This window comes from Agromyces sp. Y558, assembly GCF_059445415.1.
Map to the genome: position 1 here is coordinate 241862 of NZ_JCAIUH010000003.1, position 12753 is coordinate 254614.

Sequence of the window (12753 nt, forward strand, 5' to 3'; positions counted from 1 at the left end):
ACGTGCGCTCAAGCGAAATGCAGCACTGTCTGGGGGTCAAGGGTTCGAGTCTCCTCAGATCCCACCAAAAACCCCTGATGAATCGGTAGATTAACAGGGGTTTTTCGCGTTGAAGAAGGCCGAAATAGGCCGTTGGTGCCTTTTCAAATCGATGATGGGCTTCCACAGCCGGGTACGACGCGGGATACCGGCCGACAGGGCCGCAAATCTTGTTGGGAGTTGATCCGTGACGCTTGGACCGAACTTGAGCAAGCTGTTGTCGTTGAGTGCGGGACCAGGAGCCAATGGGCCAGTCGTGGGAATGCCCAATGGCAGGCTCGGCGATGAGTTGGAGGAGCTGCTCCGTCGTGAAAACGGATTCTCGGCCTATGAATCCGCGTTAGTGGTTCGCGGTGCAGGCAAGGCATCCGGCGACCTCGCTGCTTGGAATTCCTCCACCTCGTGGCGAGAGTGCTACGCCGGAATGGCGGATGGCCCCTGGTTCTTTGCGGAGGACATCTTCGAGGGTCAGTTCGGGCTCCTGAATGACGTTGTTGTGACTTTCGACCCCGAGACTGGGCATCATGCCCCCATGGCGTCCAGCCTCGAGCACTGGGCAGAAAAGATCCTGGCCGAATTTGAGATGTTGACGGGATACCCGTTGGCCCTCGAATGGCAGAGGCGCTCCGGCTCATTGCCCATGGGACGAAGGTTGGTGCCGAAGGTGCCATTCGTGCTCGGCGGCGAGTTCGTCGCCGAGAACCTCGTCGCGATGGACGACGTTGCGGCAATGCGCCTGCGGGGTGAGTTAGCCGTACAGCTGCGCGACCTGCCAGACGGAACGCAAATCGAGTATCGAATCGAAGACTGAACGTTCGGCCTTGGAAAGCTGATTCGTGCCCTGATGCCGCCGAGAGCGGCGGCCGCCGTTCTCATTGCGGATCCGTGGCCGGGACATTCGCATTGACGCTGCATCTGGTTCGGGCGGTTCAAGTCCAGAGAAGGCGGCGACAACCACTCAGCGACTTCGGAGGCGTTCTCAAAATCGCCCGTGAACGAGCGCCCGAAGAGGGGCAGCTGTTCTACATCCAGAAGCAGATAGCCAATTCTCTCCGTCCACCCCCCGTACCTTGGTAGGCAGATATGCAATTCGTCCTCGTCCTGCAATGGCCGGTTCAGGAGGCCGCGCGCTTCAGGCGCCAGTTGTCGCCTTCAGTGCCCTTGGGAGTCGCTCGGAAATATCCCGCGCCAGGAACCCGATCGAACCCACATCGGCAGCGAGGTCATTTCCCGCCGCTATGTGCAGGAAGGTAGCCCAGACAGTCGCCTGAGCGATGTCGTCAGTGCGTCCCGCCAAGCCGAGCACGGCGCCAGCCAGGACGTCCCCGCTGCCCGAGGTCGCCAGCCCAGGGTTGTCTGAGGGGATGTGCCAGGATCGAGCACCTGGTTGGCTGATCACCCCGTAACAACTGACCGCCGCTCCGTAGCGTTCGGCGATCCGATCGAGATCCTCGTCGTCTCCCTCGTGGTCCTTGCCGAGTAGAATCGCCGCCTCACCGCGGTTTGGTGTGAGGATGAGCGGGTTCGTCCAGGCCGCCGCCTCGCCATCGAGGTCTGGAAGCACCCCGAGCGCGAAGGCGTCGAGGACGAGTGGCGCGTCCGGCGGCATCGCCTCCCGAACCTGGTTGAGCGCCAGCCGAGTGACATCGGGGTCGGCGAGCCCGGGGCCGACCAGCACCGCATCCGCATCCTCCAGTTCACCGCGTGCGTCGCCGGAAAGTGTTCCGTCGTCACCGAGTTCGAACACGCCCGCCTCCGGCACGGCCAGAGCCAGCGGCACGGCGACTGCTCGGGGTACGATCAGGGTCAGCCGACCCGCACCCACGCGGAGCGCTGAGATCCCGGCCAGTGCAACGGCGCCCGGAGCGGTCAGCGACCCACCGACCACGACGACCCGGCCTCGGCTGTACTTGGAGTCGCCGGGTTCGGGGAGCGGCCAGGCGCGCAGGCGGGCCGGCGTGATCTCCACATTCCCTGCGTCGTCAGCTCGGCTTGACATCGCGGTCTCCTGAGTGAACGGTGACGGGTGCTCCGTGGTGGGCGAGGTGGGCGACGTCGGAGAAGCCCGCCACCTCCCACGGCTGCTCTGAAGAGGTCCGCACGAGGTGCGTGATCGACGCGTTCGCTACGGTGTGGGTCTGCGCGAAGTCCAGCAGGTCCGCTTCCGAGAGCTCGAGGAGGACGTAGAGGATCAGCACGACGATCGCGTCGTGAGCAACGATGAGCCCGCTGTGAGCCTGCTCTCCCCGTTCCGACGTGTCCGAGAGGAACGAGCGGAGACGGAGGACGACGTCGGCCCAGGACTCGCCGCCGGGTGGCCGATAGTACAACTTTCCGAGGTGGCGCCGTCGGGCGACCTCCTCGGGATGTCGGTGCAGTGCACCGACTGAGGTGAGTAGGTCGAGGACGCCGAGCTCACGGTCGCGCAGTCGTTCGTCCACCATGATCCGCGCCTCGGGAGCGTCGTCGCCGAGAGCCAGGTTCAGTGTCTCGCGGGCACGTGCGTACGGCGAGCACCAGACGGCTGCGAGCGACGGCAGCGTTTGGGCAAGCCACGGCCGTAGCGCGATCGCCTGTTCCAACCCTGACGCTGAGAGGCCAACGTCCGCATCGCGGATGTCGAGCGGGATGACCTCGGCACCGGCGGCCTCAGCCGCCGAGGCGGCGACGTTGCCCAAGCTCTCCCCGTGCCGGATGAGCCACAGCTCCGTCCACGGAAAGTCCTCCATTGCACCGCCCCTTTTCGATCGCTCGATCGGCACCGCCGCACCGGCGAAAGCTCCCTACTCCGATCGGCTCTGCTTCGTTCGACTCGTCCCGCGTGGCGGGTACATCAGCCTGACGGGTTCTCCGGCTCCCCGTGCACGTCACGTTCGATCGCTGCGGGGGCGCCCTCGTCTCCGCTGGTGTCGAGTGCGGGGTCGTCAGCTTGGTCGGGATCGCGTGAATCCTTGTGCTGGTCTGAGGCGCCCGTAGTCATGTTCTGCTCCTTCTTGTTGATGCTCGAGGGTCGCTGACCTTCATGAGGTGCATGGGCAAACGTACGTCTGTCGCTCGCTACTCGTCTCTGGGTTGACATATCGTCTCGCACGGTGCAAAGGCCCCAGGGGCAGAGGCCCCAGGAGCCGAATACCACTGGAAGTGCGCAGCACCCTCTGAGAGGATGTTCTTGAGCGGGAGGGGAGAAGTTCCCCGGCATCAAGTTCGGCTCCGCATTCTTCAGGTGGCTCACGGCCGACGGAACCGCGGTCTAGGAGGAACTGAAGATGCAGACCACCCCGAACCGTCGCGCAGCCCTCATCTACAACCCGGTAAAACTCGACGCCGACTCGATGCGGCCGGTGCTGGAAGCGCTCGAAGCGGACGGCGACTGGGAGCCGAGCCTGTGGCTCGAGACATCCGTGGAAGATCCCGGAACTGGTCAGACGGCCAGAGCACTGGAGTGTGGTGTCGACGTCGTCATCGCAGCCGGAGGCGACGGCACCGTACGCGTCGTGGCGGAATCGCTGCGCGGTTCCGGCGTTCCACTCGCCCTGCTCCCGACAGGAACCGGCAACCTCCTCGCCCGAAACCTGGACCTGAATCTCGACGATCCGGAGCATTCGCTGCGAACCGCCCTGACCGGCACCGACCGACCGATCGATATGGCGCTCATTGAGATCCGCGGGGACGACGGGAAGAAACGTCGCCACGCCTACCTCGTCATGGCCGGGCTCGGCCTCGACGCGAAGATGCTCGCGAACACGGATGATGATCTGAAAGAGAAGGCAGGGTGGCTGGCCTACGTCAAGGCGATCGGGCTGGCTCTCCAAGACAAGGACCAGCTGCGGCTGCGCTACAAGCTCGACACCGGCGGCATTCACCGTGTTCGTGCCCACACGATCATCATCGGCAATTGCGGTTCACTGCCGGCCAACATCCTGCTGCTGCCCGACGCGGCCCTCGACGACGGTCAACTGGAGATCGTCATGCTGCGCCCGGAGGGGTTCTTCGGCTGGGTGCAGATCATGACCAAGATCTTCTGGGAGAACGGGGTCCTGCGCCGCACATCGGCCGGTCGTCGACTCATGGGTCTCACGAAGGATGTGCGCGCGCTCGACTACCTGAAGGGCAAGGAGCTCGTGGTGTCACTCAGCCGACCGGAACAGATTCAGCTCGATGGCGACTCGTTCGGCGAGGCGCGCTCATTCAAGACCTGGGTCGACCCGTCGAGTCTTGTCGTGCGGATGCCGAGGGACGCCTGATCCTCCCGATCCAGAAATCGAGGAGGCTCCATCCGGCTGCGTTGTGCTTGTCGAGTTCCGCGCTGTCAACCCCGCGAGGCCTCGCGACTTGCCCGTTAGCGTCGAGGTGAGGTCGCCGCGTGTCGGCCGGGAGGGAGCGATATGTCGCGAAACGTCCGATCGATGGGCTGTACGCCGTCGGCGGTCTTCGACGTGTTGGCCGACGGGTGGCTCTACCCCACGTGGGTGGTCGGCGCATCGCGCATGCGCGACGTCGATGCCGCGTGGCCGAACGAGGGCAGCAGCCTCGCCCACTCCGTCGGCGTCTGGCCGATCCTCATCGATGACGAGACGGTGAGCCTCGAATGGAACCCGCCCCACCGGGCGGTCATGCGCGCCAAGGGCTGGCCGATCGGTGAGGCGCGGGTCACGATCGACGTGCGCCGACACGGGAGCGGGTGTCTCGTCCGCATCCAGGAGGAGCCGGTCGAAGGCCCTGGAACCTGGGTGCCGCGAGTGCTCACCGACCCGATGCTCCACGTGCGCAACCGTGAGACGCTCCAGCGCCTCGCCTTCGTGGCCGAGGGCCGGCAGCAGAACGGGGAATCCTGAAGCCGCCGGTCGCTGACGTGCTCGGCAGGTCAGCCGGACTCGGCCGCGCTGTCGTGCGCGAACTGGCCGGCGCCGGGCGGGACGTCGGGGTGATCGCACGCGATCAGCAGCGGCTGTCGACCACTGTCGACGAGGTCCAGCAGCGCGGGCGACGCGGGCTCGCGGCATCCGTCGATGTGACCGATACCCATGGCATCGAGGCGGCGGGCGAACGCTTCGAGCGCGAACTCGGCCCGATCGACGCTGCTCTCCTCATACCGCGCCGCGAAGGCGGCGAATAGCCACTTCGACCACCCGCGAAGGATGGGCTTGAGACGGACGCGGCACGGGCTGTCAACCCCTACTCGCGTCGACGATCGCCAACGTAGCCTAGCCTCCTCCGCGACGACGACGGAGCAATTCAGGAGGTAGAAATGTTCTTCCACGTGCAACGACTGATCAACGAGATCGTTCCCGACGAGCCGGATCCGGGTGCAGCGAACGCGCTGCAGGAGGGCCTCGGCGGACAGTTCGGTGAGATGCGCACGATGATGCAGTATCTGTTCCAGGCGATGAACTTCCGAGGGCCGGACGGCAAGCCGTACCGGGATCTCATCCAGGGAATCGGCACCGAGGAGATCAGCCACGTCGAACTCATCGGAACCACGATCTCTCGGCTGCTCGACGGATCGCCGCGGTACCAGGGCAAGCCCACCGACCCGGTTGACGAACCAGGGGCAGGCGGCGCGACCCCGCTGAAGATCGCGCTCGACGAGGGCAATATCCACCACTACCTGGTCGGAGCGCAGGGCGCCATGCCGGTCGATGCAGCGGGCAACCCGTGGCTCGGCAGCTACGTCTACAACTCGGGCAATCTGCCGCTCGACCTGCTCTACAACCTCATGCTCGAGTCCACCGGCCGGCTGCAGAAGTGCCGCATCTACGAAATGACGGACAACGCCACCGCGCGCTCCACGATCTCGTACCTGATCGTGCGCGATCAGGCCCATGAGAACGCCTATGCGAAGGCGCTCGAATCGCTCGGCGTGAAGTGGAACACCCTGCTGCCCATTCCGAAGACGAACGCCGAGCAATTCCCAGAGGTCAAGCGGCTGCTCGACCTCAACCTGCAGAGCAAGCAGTTCACGTTCGACCTCGCGGGGCAGTCGGAGGCCGGCCGCATCTTCCGGGGCATGTCGCCCTCGAACGACGGCACCGAGCTCGATGCACGCGAGCAGGCGCCCGAGGGTGTGCCGTCCACGATCGCTCCTGAGCGGTTCGAGGAGTACGCGCCCGGCCTCGATCCCGATCTCCTCGCGCTCGTGCAGGCGACCGCAGAGATGGAGATGGCCGAGGCCGCTGATCCGCTGTTCGGCCCCGTGGGTTCCGCTGCGGCATCCCGAACCAAATCTCAACCGAAGAACCAGAGTCCGTCGAAGAAGTGATGCAGGCGCGCGGCCTTCCGAGACCGGCTCGCGCGTTATACGCCGCGATCCGTCAAAAGGGAAGGGCCTGTTTCACCGAGGATCGCCGACCTAGCGTTGGCCATCCACCAACGAGAGAAGGAGCATCACTATGAGCAAGCCGACTACTCCGGATACCGCCGGCTCTTCGCCTGCGACCACGGAGTCATCGCGAGTCGGTGTCGGGGCGGAGAGTGACGGCACGCTGTCCTCCCTCGCCGCAGATGCAGGCGAAGCCACCCACCAGGTCGCCGAGACGGCCAAGGACGAGGCGCGATCGGTCGCATCGGAGGCCGGCCACCAGGCGAAGAAGCTTGCGGGGCAAGTGGGCGACGAACTGCGCGAGCAGGCTGCCACGCAGCAAACCCGTGTCGCTGACGCCCTGCACGCGACCGGATCGTCATTCTCCAAGATGGCCGAGAAATCGGACGACGACGGCTACGCGCCGCAGCTCGTGCGCGCTGCTGGCGATCGGATCGACTCTGTCGCGACCTGGCTCGGCACCCGCGACCCTGGCACCGTCGTCGAGGACGTGAAGCAGTTCGCCAGACGGCGCCCCGGCGTCTTCATCGCGATCGCAATCGGCGCGGGACTCGTGGTCGGTCGCCTGGCCAGAGCGCTCGCCTCGTCATCCGGCAATGACTCGTCTGACGGGCCATCACGATCGACGGACTCGACCCCGACGATGGCATTCGATGCGCCGCCTGCTCCGCCCCTTCGCGAGACCGTCGCGCCCAGCGCGACGCGTGTCGGAGCCGGCACCGGCTCCAGCCGCGCCACCGGCACCTTCGGAGCCGACTCCGAGTTCCCGACCGAGGTCGGTGATCTGCGGTGAGCGATCCAGGATTCCACGAGACCCGCACGCCGTCCGAGCGACAGGCCGACGCGAGCTCTGTCGGGGAGCTGCTGGCCGAGGTATCCCGCGACATCTCCACGCTCATGCGCCGGGAGGTCGACCTCGCCAAGGCCGAGCTGAAGGAGTCCGCAGCGAAGGCGGGCAAGGGCGCTGGCATGTTCGGCGGCGCCGGTGTTGCCGGCTTCCTCGCACTCGCGTTCCTGTCCGTCGCCCTGTGGTGGGCGCTCGGCTACCTGATAAGCAACGCGTGGTCGGCGCTGATCGTCGCCGCTCTCTGGGGCGTCGTCGCCCTTGTCCTCGCCCTTGTCGGCAAGCGCGAGATCGAATCCATCTCCGGCATGCCCGAGACCGTGGAGACGATCAAGGAGATTCCCGATGCACTGAAGCGAAATGAGGAGAACCGATGAGCAATCCAGATGTGATCCGCGAGGACATCGAACGCACGAGAGCTGAACTCGGCCAGGATGTCGACGCCCTCGCCGACAAGGTGAGCCCCGGCAAGATCGCCGAGCGGCAGGGGCGCAAAGTGAAGCACGCGTTCACCGCGCTGAAGGATCGAGTGATGGGCGCGGCATCCGATGCCACCCACGGAACGCGGGACGCGTTGTCGGACGCAGGCTCGGGTGTGGCCGATGCCCCGCACAGGGTGGCCTCGACGACTCAGGGCAACCCCGTGGCGGTCGGCTTGATCGCGTTCGGCGCGGGCCTGCTCGCAGCGTCGTTCATTCCCGCATCGAAGCTCGAGGAGCGCGTCGCCGAGAGGGCGAAGGACGCTGCCGAGCCGCTCGTCGACGAGATGAAGGCTGCAGTGCAGGATTCCGCCCAGCACCTGCAGGAGCCAGCGAAGGATGCGGCGGAGTCCGTCAAGGATCGCGCCGCCGACGCCGTCGAGACCGTCAAGGCCGAGGGCGCGGAGGCTGTCGAAGGGGTGCGGGCCGACGCCGCGGGCGGCGACGCCGGGGCGGGTCACGGGTGACTGACCGTACATGCCACGGTGTCGACGCCACTGGACGCCCGGGCGTGACGGGCCTCAACGGCCGCCGCGCGGCTCGCCGCCCCGGCCGCGAGCTCCCAGTCCTTCCGGCGAGACGCTTTCCGAGTCGGCCAACTCGAATACGCGTGCGTCAACCCCCTTGCCTGTTCTCGAGCGGCTGTTGGACCATGTCGCGAGGAACCCGCGGGTTCCGCGGCCTCGGCAAGGTGCGAGTGCCGAATCGATGAGGAGGTTGTCATGCATAGCACCGTTCGCCCGACGGCGGATCGCACAAGCTACGCCGAAACGCCCGTCCAGAAGGTCGCCCTGGTATTCGGCATCGTCTTCGTGGTCGTCGGCATCGCGGGATTCATCCCCGGCCTTACAGCGGACCTGGAGACGATTCAGTTCGCCGGCCACGAATCGCAGGCCCTGCTGCTCGGCGTGTTCCAAGTGTCGATCTTGCACAATCTGGTGCATCTGCTCTACGGCATCGTCGGGCTCGCCGCCGCGGCGAGCTTCGCGTTCTCGAAGAACTACCTGATCTGGGGCGGAGCGGTGTACGCGCTGCTGCTCGTATACGGGCTCTTCCTCTCGGGTGATCACCCCGCGAACTTCGTCCCGTTGAACTCCGCTGACAACTGGCTGCACGCCTTCCTCGCGGTGGCGATGATCGTGCTCGGCGTCGTCCTCGGCCGCCGCGAAAGGGGCGACCGCACCGCCGGCACAGCCAGCTAGACGGCGCGTAGCTCTCGCCGATTCTGCGGGCGAGCCGCACGCAGTCTGGTTACCTTGTGATCAGTTGACATTCGCAGCGCCACCGTTCTACCGTGCGGGGCACCTGCAGCTCCAGCGATAGTTGAGTGCCCATTCCGACATCGTACGGAGCGTCAGAACTGGCGCGTGGCGATTGAACGTCCGATCGCTCATCCGCCGGTTCGGATTCGCTCGCTCTCGCCCGTTGGGACCTGTTCGGCCGGCTCCTGAACCAAACCGAGCATCCCGGTCATGCCGACCAGGTCCGAGAGTGCGTAGAGCCACGCACGATTCAGCGTCGGTCTCCGGCTCTCCGAGTACACGAACTGCAGTCGTGATTGTGGCGTCATCCACATCGTCACTGTCCGAGATTTCGCCACCAAGGACAGTGCGAACTTCTCTTTGCGGCGGAATTTGTCGACGATCACGACCTGCAAATGGGCGAGGGTCCGATCGTCCATTTCGATCTCGAGCTTGTTGTTGTAAATGAAGAGACCCATCGGTGCCCCCTTTCCACACCGGTGGTGCCTGGGTCGAGCGGCAACCGGATGCGCGACGAACTCTCAAGGAGAGATCCACGACGGAACCAATACTTAACGCCGATGATAGACACGCGGCGGTGGCGTGCTCAAGGACAGATGGCACGAATCGTCCAGCTCGATGTCCGCGGGCCGACCCCCTGCTTCGATATGCCCCCTGCTTCGATATGTGGAGCGAGGCCGCTGCTTTCGACGCCCGCGCTTGCATGCCTCGGCCATCGGTGCAACCCCCTGCGACTCGTTCGCTAACGGGGTGATGCTTGCATGCCTGGGAGGTGCGATATGAAAGCCATGGTCTATCGAGGACCGTACAAGATTCGTGTCGAAGAGAAGGCGGATCCGAGATTGGAGCATCCCAACGATGCGATCGTGCGGGTCGAGCTGGCGGCGATCTGCGGATCAGATCTCCATCTGTATCACGGCATGATGCCGGACACTCGGGTCGGGCATACCTTCGGCCATGAGTTCGTGGGCACGATCGAGCAGGTCGGCTCGTCGGTGCAGAACGTCCAGGTCGGCGACCGCGTCATGGTTCCGTTCAACATCTACTGCGGCTCGTGCTTCTTCTGCGCACGCGGGTTGTTCTCCAACTGTCACAACGTCAACGCCAATGCCACTGCGGTCGGCGGCATCTACGGGTACTCGCACACCGCCGGAGGGTACGACGGCGGTCAGGCCGAGCTGGTCCGGGTGCCGTACGCGGACGTCGGCCCTTCGGTCATTCCGGCTGACATCGGGGTCGAAGATGCCCTGATGCTGACCGACGCGTTCTCCACGGGGTACTTCGGTGCGCAACTTGCCGACATCGTGGCGGGCGATACGGCTGTGGTGTTCGGGGCTGGACCCGTCGGTCTCGCGGCGGCGCGTTCATGCTGGCTCATGGGCGCCGGTCGCGTGATCGTCGTCGACTACCTCGACTACCGGCTGGAGAAGGCGAAGACCTTCGCATTCGCAGAGACGGTGAACTTCGGGCAGGTGAACGATATCGTGCGCGAGCTGAAGGACCTGACATACGGCCTGGGCGCGGACGTCGTGATCGATGCGGTCGGGGCCGAGGCGGACGGCCACGTGCTGCAGCACGTGACTTCCGCCAAGCTGAAGCTGCAGGGCGGCTCGCCGGTGGCGCTCAACTGGGCGATCGACGCGGTCCGTAAGGGCGGAACCGTCTCGGTGCTGGGGGCCTACGGCCCGCTGTTCAGCGCGATCAAGTGGGGCGATGCCGTGAACAAAGGCCTCACCATTCGCACGAATCAGGCTCCCGTGAAACGACAATGGCCACGCCTATGGGAGCACATCCGCAACGGCGTCATCTCGCCGAGCGAAATGATCACCCACCGCATCCCTCTGGATGAGATCGCCGAGGGTTACCACATGTTCTCGTCGAAGCTCGACGACTGCATCAAGACGGTCGTCACGCCGACACCCTGAGCTGCGAACTCCATCACTTCGAAGGACAATCATGCCGTACACGTCTGAAAAGCCAGGAACCATGCCCACCGCCGAGGAGCTCCGCGCACGCATTCCCGGCTGGGGCGCGGACCTCGACCCTTCTGAGCGTCCCGCATTCCCGCGCGAACAGCCGGGAATCCACACAGGCGCCCACTGGGATCTGCCCGAGCAACAAGCCAATTCCGGTCGGCGCGAAAAATCGGTGGAGCACCTGCGTCTCACGCCTGTCTTCGGTACCGCACAGCCGCTGAAAGGACTCGCGGGCGCACTACGTCGACGGGCGTACGAGGCGTACAGCGAAGGACAGTCCGCGCACTGGCTCCTGCTCATCCTCGCCGACCGAGTCGATGCCGTGACCGCACACCTGAAATCCTTCGCGTCTGCGCGGCCGGACAACCCCATCACCCAGACGGGTGTGCTCGGTGAACGCGGCCGACGGCCGCTCGCATCACGGTTCGGGCGCGGAAGGGTGGACCTGAAGCACACCTGGTTGGACCCGATCCTCATCGCCGGCCCCTGGGTCCTCACCGCGGTAGTTCTCGTGCGAGGTGTGCGAAGGGCACTGCGGCCTCGTTAACCGGCAGTAGTAGACCGACCAGCCGGCGCACGCAGCTCGCGCACGATGTCGGGGCCGCGCTCCTTGAGTTGCGCGATCGACGAGACGCCAACAAGTGTCATCGTTCTGCGAAGCTCTTCGGCGAGGATGGCGATGACGCCGACCACGCCGGCGGTGCCTGCCGCAGCCAGTCCATAAAGATACGGGCGGCCGATGGAACAGGCGTCGGCGCCGAGCGCGATGGCCTTCACCATGTCACTGCCGCGTCTGATTCCCGAGTCGACGTAGATCTCGATTGAGTCGCCAAGCCGCTGACGCGTCTCTTGAATGACGTCCATCGGGCTCACCATGTGATCGAGCTGTCGCCCGCCGTGGTTGCTCAGTTGCACGGCATCGATGCCAATGCTCTCCGCCCTGACCACGTCGGCCGGATTCACCATGCCCTTGAGCACGATCTTGCCCGACCACGCCTCACGCAGGGCTGCAACGTCATCCCACCCCTGACTCGCCTCGGAGTGTCCGAGGATCTGCTCCCACATCGACGGCGTGGCGAGCGAGGCCGAATCATTGAGGTTGGGGAAGCGGATGCCTTCAGCACGCAGAAAGTTCATCCACCACGTTGGGCGGGTGGCGATTCCGTACATCGAGGCGACGGTGAGAGAGGGCGGCGCCGTGAATCCATTGCGGAGATCACGCTCGCGTGAGCCGAGTGCGCGGGTGTCGAGGGTGACCACGATCGCCCGGTATCCGGCGGCCGCACAGCGATCGAGTTTGTCCTGCATCGCCCCTTTGTCGGGCGACAGGCTGACGTTGAACCACCGGTCGAGGTCCGGCTGTTCGCGCTCTATCTGCTCCATCGACACCGTGCTCAATCCAGCGAGTCCGTACGGGATACCGGCAGTGGTCGCGGCTCGCGCCACGGCGGACTCACCCTCGCGTTGGAACAGTCTGGTTGCGCCCGTGGGTGTGAGCGTGAGAGGCAGCGCTGAAGCACGCCCCAGAATCGTTGTCGAGGTGTCCAGATCGACAACGGGCCCCCACGAAGGAATGAGACCCCAACGGTCGAAGACCTCCCGGTTGTGGCGCATCGTCGCCTCGTCTTCTGCGCCACCCTCGAGGTAGTCGAAGATACCGGCAGGCAGCATCCGCTTCGCTGCTGAACGATATTCGGCCACGCTAAAGCAGTCCCTCACGACGCGGTCCTGGCGCCTGAGCACCGGCATCTTGAGCTGCACTAGCTGCCGTACATCGCTTGGTCTCACGGAACACCCCTCTGCCACTCACAACGCGATCCTCACGCGCCGTCCG

The 12753-nt window shown here is 65.2% G+C and carries 16 protein-coding genes; 11 read left to right on the forward strand and 5 right to left on the reverse strand.

The window, feature by feature from the left end:
• The first annotated feature begins 295 nt into the window (after nucleotides 1-295).
• Nucleotides 296-850, forward strand: a complete 555-nt coding sequence (locus AC1C2T_RS15950; RefSeq protein WP_495385960.1) for a hypothetical protein — start codon at nucleotides 296-298, stop codon at nucleotides 848-850.
• Nucleotides 851-1171: 321 nt separating this feature from the next.
• Here the strand turns inward: AC1C2T_RS15950 and AC1C2T_RS15955 are convergent, their stop codons facing one another.
• The 3 genes from AC1C2T_RS15955 to AC1C2T_RS15965 all read right to left on the reverse strand — a co-directional run bounded on the left by AC1C2T_RS15955 (nucleotide 1172) and on the right by AC1C2T_RS15965 (nucleotide 3019).
• Nucleotides 1172-2008 (reverse strand): NAD(P)H-hydrate dehydratase, encoded by an 837-nt coding sequence (locus tag AC1C2T_RS15955; RefSeq protein ID WP_495385961.1) that lies wholly within the window; start codon nucleotides 2006-2008, stop codon nucleotides 1172-1174.
• 13 nt (nucleotides 2009-2021) lie between these two features.
• Complete coding sequence (locus AC1C2T_RS15960) at nucleotides 2022-2768, reverse strand: histidine phosphatase family protein (RefSeq protein ID WP_495359912.1); 747 nt, start codon at nucleotides 2766-2768, stop codon at nucleotides 2022-2024.
• Between the two features lie 104 nt (nucleotides 2769-2872).
• Entirely contained in the window at nucleotides 2873-3019 is a 147-nt protein-coding gene (locus AC1C2T_RS15965) for a hypothetical protein (RefSeq protein WP_495385962.1), read from the reverse strand.
• A gap of 286 nt (nucleotides 3020-3305) precedes the next feature.
• On the opposite strand from AC1C2T_RS15965, the gene AC1C2T_RS15970 reads away from it, so the two are divergent.
• The 8 genes from AC1C2T_RS15970 to AC1C2T_RS16005 all read left to right on the forward strand — a co-directional run bounded on the left by AC1C2T_RS15970 (nucleotide 3306) and on the right by AC1C2T_RS16005 (nucleotide 8883).
• Nucleotides 3306-4283, forward strand: coding sequence for a diacylglycerol/lipid kinase family protein (locus tag AC1C2T_RS15970; RefSeq protein ID WP_495385963.1), 978 nt, complete (start codon nucleotides 3306-3308; stop codon nucleotides 4281-4283).
• 141 nt (nucleotides 4284-4424) lie between these two features.
• Complete coding sequence (locus AC1C2T_RS15975) at nucleotides 4425-4874, forward strand: SRPBCC family protein (RefSeq protein ID WP_495359915.1); 450 nt, start codon at nucleotides 4425-4427, stop codon at nucleotides 4872-4874.
• 17 nt (nucleotides 4875-4891) lie between these two features.
• Nucleotides 4892-5155 carry an SDR family NAD(P)-dependent oxidoreductase gene (locus tag AC1C2T_RS15980; protein WP_495385964.1) on the forward strand — a complete coding sequence of 88 codons (264 nt, stop codon included), beginning with the start codon at nucleotides 4892-4894 and terminating at the stop codon, nucleotides 5153-5155.
• Between the two features lie 132 nt (nucleotides 5156-5287).
• Nucleotides 5288-6298: a manganese catalase family protein gene (locus AC1C2T_RS15985; protein WP_495359917.1), complete on the forward strand. Its 1011-nt coding sequence runs from the start codon at nucleotides 5288-5290 to the stop codon at nucleotides 6296-6298.
• A gap of 130 nt (nucleotides 6299-6428) precedes the next feature.
• Complete coding sequence (locus AC1C2T_RS15990; RefSeq protein WP_495385965.1) at nucleotides 6429-7151, forward strand: hypothetical protein; 723 nt, start codon at nucleotides 6429-6431, stop codon at nucleotides 7149-7151.
• Nucleotides 7148-7579, forward strand: a complete 432-nt coding sequence (locus AC1C2T_RS15995; protein WP_495385966.1) for a phage holin family protein — start codon at nucleotides 7148-7150, stop codon at nucleotides 7577-7579. The genes AC1C2T_RS15990 and AC1C2T_RS15995 overlap by 4 nt, the downstream gene beginning before the upstream one ends.
• Nucleotides 7576-8148, forward strand: coding sequence for a DUF3618 domain-containing protein (locus AC1C2T_RS16000; protein ID WP_495385967.1), 573 nt, complete (start codon nucleotides 7576-7578; stop codon nucleotides 8146-8148). Before AC1C2T_RS15995 ends, AC1C2T_RS16000 begins: the two co-directional genes overlap by 4 nt.
• A gap of 255 nt (nucleotides 8149-8403) precedes the next feature.
• Nucleotides 8404-8883 (forward strand): DUF4383 domain-containing protein, encoded by a 480-nt coding sequence (locus AC1C2T_RS16005; RefSeq protein WP_495359921.1) that lies wholly within the window; start codon nucleotides 8404-8406, stop codon nucleotides 8881-8883.
• Nucleotides 8884-9071: 188 nt separating this feature from the next.
• Here AC1C2T_RS16005 and AC1C2T_RS16010 read toward each other — a convergent pair whose 3' ends face one another.
• Nucleotides 9072-9401, reverse strand: a complete 330-nt coding sequence (locus AC1C2T_RS16010; protein WP_495359922.1) for a DUF7882 family protein — start codon at nucleotides 9399-9401, stop codon at nucleotides 9072-9074.
• A gap of 321 nt (nucleotides 9402-9722) precedes the next feature.
• Between AC1C2T_RS16010 and AC1C2T_RS16015 the strand changes: the two genes are divergently transcribed.
• Together AC1C2T_RS16015 and AC1C2T_RS16020 are read left to right on the forward strand one after the other, a co-directional pair.
• The gene (locus AC1C2T_RS16015; protein WP_495385968.1) at nucleotides 9723-10868 is read left to right on the forward strand and encodes a zinc-dependent alcohol dehydrogenase; all 1146 of its coding nucleotides are present in this window, start codon (nucleotides 9723-9725) and stop codon (nucleotides 10866-10868) included.
• 31 nt (nucleotides 10869-10899) lie between these two features.
• On the forward strand, nucleotides 10900-11466 hold the full coding sequence (locus AC1C2T_RS16020; protein WP_495359924.1) for a hypothetical protein: 567 nt from the start codon (nucleotides 10900-10902) through the stop codon (nucleotides 11464-11466).
• Here the strand turns inward: AC1C2T_RS16020 and AC1C2T_RS16025 are convergent.
• Nucleotides 11463-12668 (reverse strand): alpha-hydroxy acid oxidase, encoded by a 1206-nt coding sequence (locus AC1C2T_RS16025; protein WP_495359925.1) that lies wholly within the window; start codon nucleotides 12666-12668, stop codon nucleotides 11463-11465. The two genes, AC1C2T_RS16020 and AC1C2T_RS16025, sit on opposite strands and share 4 nt — an antisense overlap.
• Nucleotides 12669-12753: the final 85 nt, after the last annotated feature.